Consider the following 15,111-nt stretch of genomic DNA (forward strand, 5'->3'; position numbering starts at 1 on the left):
GATACGTAATCCTAGCCGTTCTCAGCGAGAGCTTCCAGCTGCACACCTCAGGTTCAAATAAGAAATGGGTCCATCGAAACCACGCGAGGCAACGACGTCTAGCGCCACCATAGCCGTCGATGAGATCATCGCCGGCCGCGAACCGGGAGGTCACGAGCAGGCAGCGCACCACCGCTACGTTGTGACCGTATTCGGCCTGTACGGTCGGCCGGCCGGCAAGATCATTCCGGTTGCCGCAGTGGTTCGACTTCTTTCCGAACTGGGCTATGAACCTGCCAGTGTTCGTTCGTCAATCTCGCGACTGAAGCAAAAGGGCGTTCTTGTCAGCAAGAAATCGGGCAGCGCGAGCGGTTACGCGATGGCAGCCGATCTCGAGCCGCATATGTTGGCCGGCGACGAGCGGATCTTCTCTCCGCGAACGGCAAGCATCGGTGATCCCTGGCTGCTGGCCTCATTCTCCGTTCCAGAGAGCGAGCGGCAGAACCGCCACAAGATTCGCGCCGGGCTCGCGCGTATGGGCTTCGGCACCGTCGCGCCCGGTCTTTGTATCGCCCCAGCTCGACTACAGATCGAAGCGCTCAACTATATGCGCGAGCACAAGCTATCAGAGTACGTGGAATTCTTCACCTCCCAGCCGGTTGGGCCGGGAGACTTGCGGCGCAAGGTCGCCCAATGGTGGGACCTCAACGCAGTGGAAGGCGAGTACCGCGCGTTCGTCGAGGCTTACGGACGGGAGGCCGACCGCTGGCTCTCCTATGGTCGTGAAGGGAAAGACATCCACCGCGAAGCGTTCCGCATATACATTCCGATGGTCACCCAATGGCGCCGCTTGCCTTTCATGGACCCAGGACTGCCGCCCGAGTTGTTGCCCGCCAAGTGGATGGGCATCACCGCACGCAGAGTGTTCGGAGAGCTGAATCGGGTTTTGCGCCCGATGTCGGCCCGCTATGTGGATGAAGTCCTCCGCGGCTAACCGCGATCGTTTCCATTCGCGAAAGCGACCAGATCGCCGATCAGCCGCTGCGAAATCGTTTCGAACCGCTCATCGTCGAATCCGCGCAACATCGGAGCGTCCATCCAAGACCGCCGCGTGCCGAACTGAAATGGAAGATCCAGACAGTGTCCGCTATGCAAGCCGGGCAATTCGCCCTCTTCCGAGAATATCTCGAGTCGAGCATCGATGCCTTTTGCAATCAAGGCGTTCGCGTACTCGGTCGGAAACCGCTGAAACTGGCGCCATGATGAGGCAGCGACGAGCTGACGGTACGGAGAGAAACCACTTGAGCTGCCGGCATATGCGCCGCCGCGACGAAGCGACTGCGGGATATCAGAGACCTCCCAGAAGGAGAGCACGTTGTCGACTTGCGATTGCGTTGCGCCTGTCTGTTGGGGCGAGGCGAACAGGAATGCGGCGGACTCGTCCGCGGTACAACGCAAGTTGACCGCCTGTGCATGGCAAGCCTGCGCCGCCCACTGCGGGTCAAGCAGCAACGCGGGCAAGGCGGCACTCGCGACCGGCAGAAATGCGGACGGAGCGTGACCAAGCACGGACGGCGGTTGCCCGAGCGCCCTGACGCCAGCGTCCATTAATTCGCTCACGGACACCTTATCAAGGTCCGCACCGCCAAGTTGTTCACTCGTACGGCGGGTAACTTCGTCCTGCCGGTGGGACGTCCACGGCTCTCGCGTGCCCATGCTTAGGAGGGATAGGCGATGAACAAGCCCACGACTCCGCGGCAGCACAGACAAAAGGTGAGCGTACCAGCCGCCCGCAGATTGTCCGACGACGGTGATCCGGCTCGGATCTCCTCCAAACATCTGGATATGATCGCCGATCCATCGCAGCGCCTCGACCAGATCCGCGGCCGGCAGAGGAAGGTCGCAGTCCCCGGCTCGGCCAAGATGACCCAGCACTCCCAGTCGATAGTTGACGGTAGCCACGACGATCCCGCGGGACGCCAGGATTCCGCCGTCGTACCATTCCAACGATCCGCCGCCGGTCATCCAGGCTCCGCCATGGATGAACAGGAGGACCGGTAGGCTCTCCGCGCCCGAAGGAGCCCACACATTGGCGAAGAACGCGTCCTCCGATTGTGGGTTCTGCGTCCCATTTCCCATCGCCGCGGCCAATCGGCTAGGACGCTGCGGAAATATTGGCACTCCAAGGAGGCTCCCCGCATCAAGCCGGCCCTGGGCAGGCAAAGGCGGCCCGAACCGAACAGGTGCCGTCGCATATCTGAGCCCATACCACGCATCCACCATCACTCCGTCATGGCGCTGGCTCCCGGACGGACGCATGTCGTGAGTTAACTTCGGCATGTCGGCTAGAGTTTGCTCGAGATGTATTCGGTGCCCGTGACGCCGTTCCCATGCAACTCGTAGCCCATCGGCGCCGTAATCGATGCATGGCGCGTTCCGGTGTTGATATCGCGCCACATCCGGCCAAGCAGGCTGCCTTCGGCGAAAGCCGCCGTACCGTGAAGCCAGCACAAATCGTTCACGGCATCGACCAACTCGTGGCCAGCATGGCCAATGCCGGCGCGATGCCGCGCGCGGTCTGCAAGGATCATCGGAATGATACCGGAAGCCACCGCATCGATATGAGCCGCAGCCCGTTCGAGCAAAAGCCGAGCACCATCGATCTTGATGCTTGCCGCTCCCAGGTTCTGCACAAACGCTCCGGAGTCGGTCTGCTTGCGATAGTTCGTGTACGTAATGCTCCGTTTGGGCGCCACCTCCGTCACGTAGTCGAGCGCCGCGTAGGCCGCGCCCAGCGAGGGCGCCTGGATCGTCGTCGACATCGTCAAATGCGGCGTCAGCCTCCTTCCGAAGGTTGCCTTCGGATCACGCTCTAATCCAGTGCCCATGAGGTCCTCGAACGTGATGATGCGGCCCTTCGCGAGCCGAAGGTCCTGCGCCACCATGGTGTTCGAGCCCGATCCGCGCATGCCGATCGTGAACCACGTATCCTGTACCTCGTACTCGCTGCGATGCATCAGCGCGAAGCCGACGCGGGGCTCAGCCGCCGGATTCTCCTTGATGAAGAGGATGCCGAGAGCCCATTCCGAGTGCGCGCTGTTCGACGCAAACGGCCACTTTCCGCTGACTCTCCAGCAATCCCCGTCGGGGGTGGCCGTGCCTTGAGGTTGGGCGAAGATCGATGCCGCGCGAATCGGCCCCTTGGCGAAAACCTCGTCTAGCACCTCGTCGCCATAACGGTTTGCCAGCATGACCGATCCATTGGAGATCACGACGCACCACGCCGCGGCCGGATCGTAGTAGCCCACGGTCCTCGCGACATCGAGCAGCATCGAGGCGCCGCCCTCGTAGCCGCCATAGCGCTTCAGCGTCGAGACTGACCAGGCGCCAGTTGACCCGAGGGCATCGACCGTCTCTTGGGGAAGAACACGATTTCGATCGGCGGCGGCGGCGTTCTGACGCAGCAACGGACCGATCCCATGAATTCGTTCGACGATCTCGGCCGTCTCTGAGGGTGACGGCGCGTTCGCCATTGTCGGCCCGCACACTTCTGACGAAAAGGCTTTGAGCACTTTAATCCTCCATAGGCCGGTGGCAAGTTGCGCACCGCCTCATATCCATGACTGGGCTCATGTTGATCCTGAGGAACTCCGTCGGAGTTCAGTTCTCCGTAGGTCGGGTCCCGGGTGGCGCCAGGATTGTGATGCCGAAGCGCTTGCAGGCATCTTCCAGACGCTTCTCAGTCGCATGGTCCATGACCCAGCCTTTTTTGGGAGCCGCATACTCGGCAGGCACGGCAACGGAGCGGAAGAAATCGTCCAGACCACCGGGCGCGGACATCACGAGCCACTTTGCACCCGTGTCACGGTCGGCCTGGAAGATGTGCGGCACGTCCTTTGGCATCAGGATGCAGTCGCCAACTCCAAGAGTGACGGCCTGATCCGCGGCCCAGAACGAGATGCGGCCTTCCAGAACATAGAAGATTTCGTCCTCGCCATTGTGCTCGTGCAACGGAGGTTCCGACCCGGCCTTCGAGTGGGTCAACGCAATCTGGAAGCGCCCCTGCGTCATTTGCGTAGTGATGATCGGCTGAATCAGATCCCCGAGAAACCAGAGGCTCTCGCGCTCCGATTCACGCACGATGAACACGCGACTGTTTGGATCGGCGGCTTGAGCGGTCATGGCTCCTCCTAGGTTTCATCGACCTATTTTCCTCGACGGCTAATACATACCCATTTCGTGACGATCGTCAACAGTTGGCAATTTTTCATTGTCGTCGCTACACGGGACGGACCATTGATAAGGTGGAAAGGACGCTCGGTCTCACACTCATAACTCGCACCTTACTTTCTTAAATTTGCTTCGAAATTCGCTGCGGTCCGAGCCGACGCGCGTGAGACATATTGCTCTTATTTTGCGACCGTCATATTTTTGCTATTCACCAAGGGAAGTTTCTGCTATACTGCCCCCCCAAGAACGACATTCAAGGACATCAGCACGAACGAGGAGGACATCTCCGTGTCAGTCATTTCGCATGCCGCGATCGATCCAAAGCGCCTGCGAGAGGCGTTCGGCCATTTCCCATCGGGCGTGGCGGCTCTCGCCGCCGTGGTCGACGGACAACGGCACGTTATTGTCGCCTCCTCCTTCACAGTCGGAGTTTCGCTGGATCCACCGCTCGTGGCGGTCTTCGTCCAGAAGTCCTCCTCAACGTGGACTTCGCTGTCCGCGGCAAGGCGCATCGGCATTTCAGTTCTCAGCGTCGACCATGCTCAGAAATGCCGACAACTCTCAGGCCGAGACAAATCCACAAGATTCAACGACATCGAAGCAATCTCGACCCCAAAAGACGCGGTGCGGATAGAAGGAGCTGCGGCCTGGTTCGAGTGCAGCATCTTCGACATCCACGCCGCCGGCGACCATGATGTCGTGCTGCTGCTCATTCATGAGTTTGAGGTCGAAAAAGACACGCCTCCGCTGGTCTTCCATGGCTCGCGCTTTACCCAACTTGCGGCGGAGCCCGCTGCAGAACTCATAAACGCCTGATGCCTTGGCGGTGCCCTCGGCTGGCCCTTTTCAGGAGCAGGCGAGGTTGGGCGTACCAAATCGTTTACGCGCCGCTGACAATTGCGCCGGTCAAATCGTCGATAAAAAAGTCATTGCGCACAGCGTTGCCGAGCGAACGAAGCTCGATGATGGAGCCGGGTTCGTCGACAAGGAGTTCCTGTGCCGAGGTTCTGCGCGCAACTGCCCGAGTCCCGCGCACTCGTCTCGCTACATCCGTACTTCAGCCAAAAGGAGATAAGCATGGACCAAGCCACATTGCAGACGACCTCTTCACTTGAAGGCGTTCGGGTGCGCTCCGAGAGGCGCAAGATCGTCATTGGCGTCGGTGTGGGAAATGCCCTCGAATGGTACGACTGGATGGCATATTCGATCTTCGCCGCATACTTTGCACGACAGTTTTTCCGCAGTGACGATCCGTTAGCGGACCTGCTCGGAGTCCTCGCGATCTTCGCGGCCGGCTTTTTCATGCGGCCGCTGGGCGGCGTGTTTTTCGGCTGGTTCGCTGATCGTCGCGGTCGTCGCCCGGCGATGACCTTATCCATGCTGGTGACGGCCGGCGGAAGTCTGCTCATAGGCATCACGCCAACTTACGACAACATTGGAGCCGCAGCCGCCGTAGTGCTCCTGTTGGGCAGACTTCTTCAGGGGTTTGGCCACGGCGGCGAGGTTGTCTCGTCCTTCACCTACGTCACTGAAATGGCACCGGCGCATAAACGAGGAGCGTGGGCATCATCCGTTTTTGTTTTCGTGACGATCGGCGTCATGTTCGCAACCCTGCTCGGCGCGGGACTGACAAGCGTTTTCGGGACGAGTGTGATCAAGGAATGGGCTTGGCGCATCCCATTCATCATCGGAGGTATGCTCGGCGTCTATGCACTGGTTCTGCGCCGGCGCCTCGATGAGACGCCGATGTTTCGAGCGAAGGCTGCGGCGCGTGACGCAGGTGTGCAGGAGGATCGGGCGGCTCGCTCCGCTTGGCGGGATGTGTGGAAGTACCGTCGGGCTTGCATGCGCGTCTTCGTGCTTTCCGGCGCCGGCGCAGTTCTCTACTACGTCTGGGCTATCATGGCTACGACGTTCGCTATCGGCCCTCTGCGAATGGCTCCCGGTCCTGTGATGTGGGTCGGTGTGGCAGCCAACGCCTTCTTCATCGTCTGTCTCATTGTCTGGGGTCGCATTTCCGATCGGTACGGTCGAAAGCTGAATTGGTATTTCTTCTCGATAGGATCCATGTTCGCCATCGTTCCATTGTCCCTCGTCTTTACCGGCGGCAACGGAGAAATCTGGCGCCTTGCGGTCTATATGGGGGTGGGGATGCTGCTGATCTCGGCACCCACCGCGATCATGCCGGCATTCTTCCCGGAACAGTTTCCGACGAAGATCCGCGCCGTAGCCATGGGGCTGCCTTACTCGGCGGGAGCATTGGCCGCGGGGACTGCTCCATATCTTCAGACGTGGCTGTATTCCTTGAAGCAACCGCGGCTGTTTGATGGTTGTCTCATTCTGCTTTGCGCATTGGTGTTCTTTGCGACCGCGGCATCGCCTGAGACCAACGGCAAGGCCCTGGATAACGAGACGGCCGGCGATCGGTAGCAGACCGACCCGATCAGCACGGCCGACCTCGACGCGCACCATCCTGGCTTTGCACTGGAGACCAATGATGATTCAGCTGAGACCACTGTTCAATCTTTCCGCCCGGGTCGATACACCCATCGAACTTGGATCTGACCTGTTCGGTCGCCATCGCAGGATCGTGAAGATACTTGGAGGATCGTTCGCTGGCGCTCGATTGCGGGGCTCTATCCAAGAAGTCGGCGCCGACTGGCAGTCTATCCGGCCCGACGGCACAGCGGAGCTCGACATTCGTTGCGTCCTCGAAACGAACGACGGCGCCCTCATCGACTTTCGCGGAATCGGGCTTCGTCATGGACCGCCGGAGGTGTTCAAGCGAATTTCCGAAGGGGAAACGGTCGATCCTTCGTCCTACTATTTCAGAGAGATCATACGGTTCGAGACGAGCGCGCCCGCCTACGACTGGATGACAAGGATATTCAGCGTCGCTGCCGGGACCAGGCTGAAAAACGACGTCCATCTGGACGTGTTCGAAGTCTTGTGACTCGAAAGGCAACGAGTGATTGACCTCAAGGAGCATCCAATGAGCACAGAGAACGCGCTTGCCATTGTCTTGGTTTTCGATGATTGTGTCCGCATGACCAGTCCTCTGACCACGTCCGTTTCTATGTGGTGGCGCTCCAATTAGGAGCGGCACGGCCCTGTCATTTCGCAACCGTCGCCGCCGTTCAACGGCTCGCACGGTTTGTCAGAGATCGACGGTCGATTGTACGGCGGCTCGCATTCTGGAGAACCGTCATGCAACAGAAAGATCCCAACTTTCCTACCATCCTAACCGGAGACAGGACGACTGGCGCTCTGCATTTGGGCCACTATGTCGGCTCACTGCGGAACCGTCTTGCGCTTCAATCGACCCATCAACAGTATCTGCTCTTGGCAGATAACCAGGCCCTCACGGACAACGCGCACGATCCCGCTCGCATCCGGAATTATGTTCTGGAAATCGCAACGGACTATCTCGCGGTCGGAATTGATCCTGGTCTGACGACCATCTGCGTGCAATCGCACTTACGCGCTCTTGCTGATCTGACCGTTCTCTACATGAACTTTGTCACCGTCGCACGGCTAGAACGCAATCCGACAATCAAGGATGAGATCCAGACACGGGGATTCGGGCGCGATCTTCCAGCCGGCTTTCTGTGCTACCCGGTCGCTCAGGCTGCCGACATCACTGCTTTCAAGGCGACCGTCGTCCCTGTGGGGGACGATCAGCTTCCATTGATCGAACAAACCAACGAACTCGTGCGACGGATCAACCGGCAAGTCGGATACGAAGTCTTGTCGGAAGCGCACGCGATGATCCCGCCTATCGGGAGACTTCCTGGTGTTGATGGAAGGTCCAAGATGAGCAAGTCCCAAGGCAACGCCATACCGCTGTCTGCCACGCCTGACCAGATCCACGCTGCCGTCCAGCGGATGTTCACCGATCCAGGTCACTTAAAGGCGTCTGATCCTGGTCGCGTCGAAGGCAATGTCGTTTTCACATACCTCGACGCGTTCGACGACGATACGGCCGGGGTTGCGGACCTCAAGGAACGCTATAGGCGTGGAGGTCTCGGAGACAGCGCGGTCAAGAAGCGGCTGAACGAAGTGCTCCAGGCCGTTTTCGCGCCGGTCCGAGACCGTCGGTATGCGCTGGCGAATGACCAAGGCTACCTATTGAAAGTGATCAAGGAGGGAACGGACCGAGCACGCGAAGTAACGGAAAACACGCTACGCGAAGTTCGCGAAGCGCTGGGACTATTCTCGATGGAGGACGTCGCGCCGTAAGCGATCACACACCTCGACGTTGGGCATTGGCCAGAAAACCCGTCGAATGCCCCACACCGCCCTCGCGCCTCCGGTGTCCCGTTCCAAGAGCAGCGTCGCTTTGCGTGGCCCTATCGCCGCGCCAATGAAGCACCTAGCCACAATGCAAAGCTACGCGGCCAACCGGTACTCCTGTTCGGGCTCGTCAAGTTCGCCGCTGGAAGCCCTTTTTAGGAAGCGAGCCAGCGCAGCTTTGCGTGAACCACGGTCCAACGCGTAGGCGGCCTGCTTGAACTCGATGACCCCGACCCGCTTGCCGGCCAAGTCCAAACCTTGCTGTGGCCAGAGTGCAGTGTGATGTCGTTGTCCGGCAAAGTCGCTTAGGCCCGGCAGATTCGGTGTATAGGGCTTCGAACCTAAACCGACGCAGACCACGAAGTAACGCGGCCTGATTACAGAGCCATCGCTCGAATGGACCGTCCAACGATTGCTCGCCGCATCAAACTCGGCCTTCTCGACGCGCGTGTTGAAACGAATGTCGCGGCTTAGGTCGAGCTTCTCGTCCAGATAGCGGAAGTAATCACGGATTTCAGGCCACGCGGGATACAGCTTTCAGTGAACTTCCAATCTCGCCACAGGTCTTCGCGCGAAAACTGATACATCGGCCCGGGAGAATCGACGCGCGCCCCCGGATAACAATTCCAATACCAGACACCTCCAAGACCGCTCCCGGCCTCAACCACGTGGACCGACATGCCCATGTTGCGCAAGCGGTCAAGCTGATAAACGCCGGCAAATCCCGCGCCCACAACAAGAACGTCGATTTCTTCAGTCCCGCCGTTATCCGTTCACTTTGGTTCAGTCTTGCTCATGTGGTCTACTCTTCGGAGGTCCGTTGGTCTGGCGTAGGTGGACCCGCCTGTAGTCATGCAGTAGACCTTGGTCTGGCACATCCTTTGTGAAATGAAATCACAATGGCCCGTTTGGACGTAAATCGTTCCGCCGAGATGGAGACTCTTGCGCGAGTCTTCGAGCTCGGTGGGTTTTCCGCCGCGGCGCGCGAGCTCCGTATGACCCTGTCGGCGATCAGCAAGCTCGTTGGGCCGTCTCGAGACCAGGCGCAGGTTTGGGATATTGACCCTCTCGAAGATGAGGGGCGCTCTTGCGCGGCATTGCCGTCATTCTACCGACCCGGTTGATAGCCACCTCAGACTCAAAGAGCGCTGAGGCCGCCATCGACGACGAGATCGGCTCCGGCCACGTAGCTGCTTTCGTCAGAAGCCAGGAACAGCGCTGCGGCAGCGATCTCCTCGGGGCGACCAAGTCGGTCGAGCGGAGTGGCAGCCCTGAAGCTCGCCCGGATAGCGTCGGCGCCCTCCTTGGTTGCCGCCTGCGCGTCGATGATCGGCGTGTCGATCGCGCCCGGGCTGATCGCATTGACACGAATGCCGCGGTCCTTGAGTTCGGCAGTCCACGTTCGCACGAACGAGCGAACGCTTGCCTTGGTCGCGCTGTAGGCGGTGTAGCGCGGAATGCCCTTGAACGCGGCGATCGACGAAATCAGGACGATGGCGCCACCATCACGGAAGAGAGGCAGCGCCTTCTGAACCGTGAAGAGAAGCCCGCGTACGTTGATGCCGAAGGTCTGGTCAAAATTTTTCTCCGTGACCTCGACGAGCGACTCCGGATCGATGAAACCCGCGTTCGCGACAAGGATATCGATCTTCCCCTTCTCGCTGTTGATCCGGTCGTACAGCCGGTCGAGGTCCTGCAAATTCTTCACGTCCCCTCGAACGGCGGCCGGTGATGTAGACGAATGCCCCCTCCTTCGCAAAATGCTGCGCCGTCGCAAGCCCCAGGCCACTGCTGCCGCCTGTCACCACCGCCACTTTCCCTTGTAGCCTGAGCATCCTTGTCGTCCTTCTAGATTGCTGATTTTCGCGATCGGCGCGCCGCGCACAAACTCCGCATCATTTGCGCGCAGGAGGCAGGAATTTGCGATCGATCAGAGACTGCAACGCGTTACGGAACGAGATCTCGGTATCGACCGTTTTCGAGAACCCGGCCTGACGCAGCTTGATGGTGCTCACGAAGGCTCGCGGTCCCGCCGGGGCGCCATAGGCGAACGCGAAGTCAGCATGCTGGTCTCCTTGACCGACCAGCTCCCGCAGGCTCCGCGAGCGAAGACCATACTTCGCGACGATCTTGTCCCAGACCGCGGCGTTTTCGGCGAGGTAGGCCGTCACGCTCAGCGGCGTGTCCGGTCCTGCCTCTGCGCCGAGGGTCTCGGCGAGACCCGGCCACACGTTACGCCACTCGAACACGTCGCCGTTGGTGATGTTGAAAGCCTCGTCCGCTGCCTGAGGCGATTGCGCCGCCCAGACCGCCACGTCTGCAACGAGATCCGCATCGGCGGCTTCCCAAACGAACGACGGACCGCCAGGGAAGCCGAACGGCGCCCCCTTCTCGCGGCGGATCGCCGCGTAGACTCCGATGGCCGGGAGAACGTTCAGAGCCCCGGGGGTGGGACCGGTGACGAGCTGCGGACGCAGAGCCGTGTAGTTGAAACCGTGCTTCGTACCCATCTCGCCGACATAGGCTTCCTGGTCGAAAAAGAAGTTCGGGTGATCCTTGCGGGCATCATTTTCGCGAGCCGGGATCGGAATGGGATGCAGGTGGACGCCGTAGACTTTCGTCCCCTGCAGGATGCTGATGTGCTGGAAATTGCTCGCGCCGCGGACGATCGGCTCGACCACGTTGCGCAGCATCGCATTGTTGGTCTCGATCTGATCCTTGCTCGACCAGCCGGCGACCAGCTCGGGCTTTTCGTGGAGAGCCGTATAGGCGATGTGCGTGACGTCGGTCAGCGGTTCGAATGCGGCGCGGGTCTTTTCCTGGTCGCGCAAATCGACCGACAGAAAGTCGACGTTGCGGCCGCTGGGCAACTCGGGCTTGCGGCGCGAGACGCCAACCACGCCCCAGCCCGCGTCGAGAAACCTCTCGATGGCCGCGACACCCAGCAGGCCGCTTGCGCCCGTGATCAAGACCTTCTTGGGAATATCTTTGCTCGGATTGGTCGTGTTCATGATTTCAATCCTCGTTGTCTAGGAAGTATTCGTCGCGCTTGAGGACGGTTACGTAGCCGCGGCGTTGGCCTCGAGCCACTTCGTGATGTTGGCCGCGGCGTCGCCGTAGAAGGTCCGATAGAGATCCTCGGTCACATAGCCGATGTGAGGCGTCGCCAGGACGTTCTCCAGCTTCCGGAAGGGATGATCGAGAGGCAACGGCTCCAGATCGAACACGTCGACCGCGGCACCGGCGATCCGGCGCGCCTGGAGCGCTTCGATCAGAGCCGCTTCGTCGACGATCGGACCGCGCGACGTGTTGACGAGCCTCGCCGTCGGCTTCATCAGGGCGAGCTCGGACCGCCCGATCAGGCCTCGAGTGCGCCCGCTGAGGACGAGATGCACCGTGACGACGTCCGCCTCGCGGAAAAGCGTCTGCTTGTCAACGAAAACGGCGCCGGCGGCACCGGCCGTCTCCTCGGTCAGGTTCTGGCTCCAGGCGATCACCTTCATGCCGAAGGCAAGACCGATCCGCGCAACTTCTTTTCCGATGTTTCCCAAACCGACGACCGCGAGCGTCTTGCCCCGCAGATTCGAGCCGAGCCCGATCTGCCACCCGCCCGCCTTGAGCGACGCTGCCTCCCGGTCGATGCCCCGCATGTTCGCCAGGATCAGCGACCAGGTGAACTCGATGGTCGGAGTGGAATCGTAGCCCGTCGCGGTGACCGCGATGCCGAGATCGGTCGCGGCCTGGCTGTCGATGGATGCGTTTCGCGGTCCCGTCGAGGCTATCAGCTTGAGGTTCGGGAGCTGCTGCAGGATCTCCCTTGGAAGCGGCGTCCGCTCACGCATGATGCAAACCACATCAAACGGCTGCAACCGTCCGATGACAGCCGAGGGGGCGACCAAGTGGTCATTGAAAACGGTGATCTCGGCGTGCTGACGAACGTTAGACCAGTCCGCGAGCCGCAGCGCCACGTTCTGGTAGTCGTCGAGGATGGCAACCTTCATCGCAGCTCTCCCTCAGCGTTCGGCGGCGAAGAACTCGGCTAGAGCTCCTGCGACCGCCTTGGGATCGTTCTCCATCGGGATGTGGCCGGCCGACTTGATTCGGACGAGCCGCGTTTCCGGGATTTCCCGCGCGTAGCGTTCGGCGTAGTCGATGGTCTGAAACGGGTCATCCTCGCCCCACACCAAGAGCTTTGGCGTCCTGGACTGCAGCAATGCCGGCAGCATCTCCATGGTGTAGCGATGGTCGGCGGCGCCCGCGAGCGCCAGCCAGGATCGAGCGACCCGTGGATCCGTCCAGGGATCGAGATATTCCGCGATCTCGGCTTCGCTGGCCGGTCGTCCGAGCGCCTTCACGACCGATACGCGACGCGCAGTCAAAATGTCGTCGCGCGTCGTTGCCGCAGCGACCGCCGGATCCCGGAAGCGGGCGACGCCAGGCACCGGCCATGAATCGTACATGATCCCGTTCACGACGGCCACGCGCGGCACCTCAACCTCCTTTGCGAACATCAGGTGCTGCGCGACGCCTCCACCGATGTCGTGGCCGGCAACCATGACCGGGCCCCTATGCCGGAGCGCCTGGAGGAAACGCACGAGCCACGCCGAAAGTCGTGGTACCGAAGCCTCGCCCACGTCGAGTTCGCCTCCGGAGCGGCCGAAGCCCGGGAAATCGACCGCCACCGGTCGGAGGCCAGCGGCAGCAATGCCCTCGAGCACCGGCTGCCAGACGCGGCTCCAATAAGTGCCGTGAAGCAGGAGAACCAAGGGGCCACCTTTGCCGGCGGTCAAATAGCTGATCGGCACGCCACCTACATCGACAGTTTCTCTTCTCGTCATCGCACGATCCTCTTCACATGGTCCTTGCCAAGCCCGACGGCTTCGTAGTGCTGCATGGCGTGCTCGAGCTTGGTGAAGACATCTTCGTATCCGAGCGCCTCACCGTAGGGATCGACGTAGGTGTACCCGCCCGTCACGTGGAACAGCGTGGCCATCTCCTTGACGTCATCCGGAACGACAAGCGTGTGTGTCTCGCCGGGCGGCTCGAACGCATAGTCCCCAGGGGACGCGACCCAGTGGTGCTCGAGATACCGCCAGCTTCCGCGCAGGGTAAAGGCATGCACCGGCCCGGAATGCCGATGGCGCGACAACACACCCGAGGAGCGGACCCGAAGGATGTTGATATAATAACCTTGGCTCACATTGAGCACGAGCGGCCGGAAGGCCACCGTCGGCGATTGCGGGACCCATTCCCGCTCATCGCCGTCAAGCTCCAGCGCAGAGCCGATGAATACATCCGGCACCATGCCGAGGGGCTGAGGTTTCTGGTAAGCGATCTTCCTTTGATCGATGGGCCTGCTTTCAGACGCCTGCATGTTTTCCGACGAGGACTTCATCGCAGTTCTCCTTCCATCGTCATCTTCGATCTCCCGCTGCGCCAGAAGCAAAGGCTGCCCCGCACAATGGCGAGGGCAGCCTCACTCGCGCATCAGGCGGCAGGCTTCAACTTGCCCGGCGCATTCCACTCCGCACCCTTCATGAACGAATCGTTCGGGGTCTCGGCGAGATGATTGGTGTAGTTGGAGATGAGCTTGGTCGCGGCGAGGACGAGCACGTCCAGCACCGACTGATTGTCGTAGCCCGCGGCCTTGAAGGCGGCGACGTCGGCCTGGCTCACGACGCCGCGCTGCCGGGTGACCTTAGCGGCGAACTGGCGCAATGCCTCGAGCTTCGCGTCGGCGATGGGGCGGCCTTCGCGGACGGCGGAGATCGCCTCCGGCTCCACCTTGGCCATGCGCGACAGATTGGTGTGCCCGGCCATGCAATAGGTGCACTCGTTCTCGTAGATGATGGCGAGATAGACGATATTGCGTTCTTGCGGGGTGAAACTCGTCTTTTCGGCGACCCCCCAAAGGGTGCTGTAAGCCTCAAGTGCTGCCGGACTCTGTGCGAGGACGCGGTGCAGGTTGGGCACGAAGCCCCAGGACTTCTGAACGGCGTTGAGGATTTCGGCGGAAGCCGCGGGCGCGGTTTTCGTGTCGTGAAGCGTAAATCCGTTGATCATTTCTCTCTCCCTTCTCGTGGTGAAAACGTAGGACCTCACCCTCGCCCATTCCCCGGCGCTGCGGCAGCCGCGACCCGGCAATATCATTCATTCCGGCGGGGAATGGGTCCTCGCGCGGCGTTCCTGCTCGGGAATTCGGATCGATGTGTACGATACGGGCATTGGAATCCCGTTGGCTCGGCATCGTGGATCTATGCGGGAAGCCGCCCGCGCAGAACCCGCTTCATTCGACTGACCGATGGCCGACCTGGGCCAGCCAGGCTGGCTGCATCTCCAAGAGATCCGAGCACACTCCACAAAGGCCGAAAGCGCAATAGGAACCAAAGAGCGGATGGACGATGATCAGAAGGTCGACGGTGGATGGCCTCTCTCGAGCCCATTCGCATATTCCGCACCGGAATAAGCATTATTACGAAGACCGCTCTGCCGGAATCCTCCCATCCACGACAGCTAGGTTCCCGCTTGCTGCGCGTGTTCTCGGCGGAGGTGTTTCCATGACATCGAAGTACTCGGTAGTGATAGTTGAGCATCGCTTGAAGTAACCGC

At 60.7% G+C, this 15,111-nt stretch carries 14 protein-coding genes and 2 pseudogenes; 6 read left to right on the plus strand and 10 right to left on the minus strand.

Annotated elements, in window-relative coordinates:
• Positions 1-64: 64 nt before the first annotated feature.
• A complete protein-coding gene (locus ACLFLU_RS37650; protein WP_426409683.1) occupies positions 65-973 on the plus strand; it encodes a PaaX family transcriptional regulator in 909 nt (302 codons plus the stop codon).
• Here ACLFLU_RS37650 and ACLFLU_RS37655 read toward each other — a convergent pair.
• The 3 genes from ACLFLU_RS37655 to ACLFLU_RS37665 form a co-directional block, all read right to left on the minus strand.
• Positions 970-2,319, minus strand: coding sequence for a carboxylesterase family protein (locus ACLFLU_RS37655; protein WP_426409684.1), 1,350 nt, complete (start codon positions 2,317-2,319; stop codon positions 970-972). The genes ACLFLU_RS37650 and ACLFLU_RS37655 overlap by 4 nt on opposite strands.
• A gap of 5 nt (positions 2,320-2,324) precedes the next feature.
• A complete protein-coding gene (locus tag ACLFLU_RS37660; protein ID WP_426409685.1) occupies positions 2,325-3,551 on the minus strand; it encodes a hypothetical protein in 1,227 nt (408 codons plus the stop codon).
• An 88-nt stretch (positions 3,552-3,639) separates the two neighbouring features.
• Entirely contained in the window at positions 3,640-4,161 is a 522-nt protein-coding gene (locus ACLFLU_RS37665) for a cupin domain-containing protein (RefSeq protein WP_426409686.1), read from the minus strand.
• Between the two features lie 336 nt (positions 4,162-4,497).
• Here ACLFLU_RS37665 and ACLFLU_RS37670 point away from each other — a divergent pair, with 336 nt between their 5' ends.
• From ACLFLU_RS37670 to trpS, 4 genes are all read left to right on the plus strand, one after another.
• Positions 4,498-5,025: a flavin reductase family protein gene (locus ACLFLU_RS37670; protein ID WP_426409687.1), complete on the plus strand. Its 528-nt coding sequence runs from the start codon at positions 4,498-4,500 to the stop codon at positions 5,023-5,025.
• A gap of 261 nt (positions 5,026-5,286) precedes the next feature.
• Positions 5,287-6,639 (plus strand): MFS transporter, encoded by a 1,353-nt coding sequence (locus tag ACLFLU_RS37675; protein ID WP_426409688.1) that lies wholly within the window; start codon positions 5,287-5,289, stop codon positions 6,637-6,639.
• A gap of 64 nt (positions 6,640-6,703) precedes the next feature.
• Positions 6,704-7,162 carry a DUF3237 domain-containing protein gene (locus ACLFLU_RS37680; protein ID WP_426409689.1) on the plus strand — a complete coding sequence of 153 codons (459 nt, stop codon included), beginning with the start codon at positions 6,704-6,706 and terminating at the stop codon, positions 7,160-7,162.
• A gap of 254 nt (positions 7,163-7,416) precedes the next feature.
• Positions 7,417-8,448, plus strand: coding sequence for a tryptophan--tRNA ligase (gene trpS / locus ACLFLU_RS37685; RefSeq protein ID WP_426409690.1), 1,032 nt, complete (start codon positions 7,417-7,419; stop codon positions 8,446-8,448).
• Positions 8,449-8,972: 524 nt separating this feature from the next.
• On the opposite strand, the gene ACLFLU_RS37690 is transcribed toward trpS, so the two are convergent.
• Positions 8,973-9,188, minus strand: coding sequence for a hypothetical protein (locus tag ACLFLU_RS37690; protein WP_426414157.1), 216 nt, complete (start codon positions 9,186-9,188; stop codon positions 8,973-8,975).
• A gap of 213 nt (positions 9,189-9,401) precedes the next feature.
• Between ACLFLU_RS37690 and ACLFLU_RS37695 the strand changes: the two are divergent.
• Positions 9,402-9,527, plus strand: a pseudogene (locus tag ACLFLU_RS37695) (LysR family transcriptional regulator); the annotation flags it as partial.
• A 113-nt stretch (positions 9,528-9,640) separates the two neighbouring features.
• Here ACLFLU_RS37695 and ACLFLU_RS37700 read toward each other — a convergent pair.
• From ACLFLU_RS37700 to ACLFLU_RS37725, 6 genes and pseudogenes are all read right to left on the minus strand, one after another.
• A pseudogene (locus tag ACLFLU_RS37700) lies at positions 9,641-10,337 on the minus strand (SDR family NAD(P)-dependent oxidoreductase).
• Between the two features lie 60 nt (positions 10,338-10,397).
• Positions 10,398-11,513: an SDR family oxidoreductase gene (locus ACLFLU_RS37705; RefSeq protein ID WP_426409691.1), complete on the minus strand. Its 1,116-nt coding sequence runs from the start codon at positions 11,511-11,513 to the stop codon at positions 10,398-10,400.
• 48 nt (positions 11,514-11,561) lie between these two features.
• Positions 11,562-12,503 (minus strand): D-2-hydroxyacid dehydrogenase family protein, encoded by a 942-nt coding sequence (locus ACLFLU_RS37710; RefSeq protein WP_426409692.1) that lies wholly within the window; start codon positions 12,501-12,503, stop codon positions 11,562-11,564.
• Between the two features lie 12 nt (positions 12,504-12,515).
• Complete coding sequence (locus ACLFLU_RS37715) at positions 12,516-13,340, minus strand: alpha/beta fold hydrolase (protein ID WP_426409693.1); 825 nt, start codon at positions 13,338-13,340, stop codon at positions 12,516-12,518.
• Positions 13,337-13,897, minus strand: a complete 561-nt coding sequence (locus ACLFLU_RS37720; protein ID WP_426409694.1) for a 2,4'-dihydroxyacetophenone dioxygenase family protein — start codon at positions 13,895-13,897, stop codon at positions 13,337-13,339. The genes ACLFLU_RS37715 and ACLFLU_RS37720 overlap by 4 nt, the downstream gene beginning before the upstream one ends.
• Positions 13,898-13,989: 92 nt before the next feature.
• Entirely contained in the window at positions 13,990-14,565 is a 576-nt protein-coding gene (locus ACLFLU_RS37725; RefSeq protein ID WP_426409695.1) for a carboxymuconolactone decarboxylase family protein, read from the minus strand.
• Positions 14,566-15,111: the final 546 nt, after the last annotated feature.

This window comes from Bradyrhizobium ganzhouense, assembly GCF_049949285.1.
Classification (GTDB): domain Bacteria; phylum Pseudomonadota; class Alphaproteobacteria; order Rhizobiales; family Xanthobacteraceae; genus Bradyrhizobium; species Bradyrhizobium ganzhouense.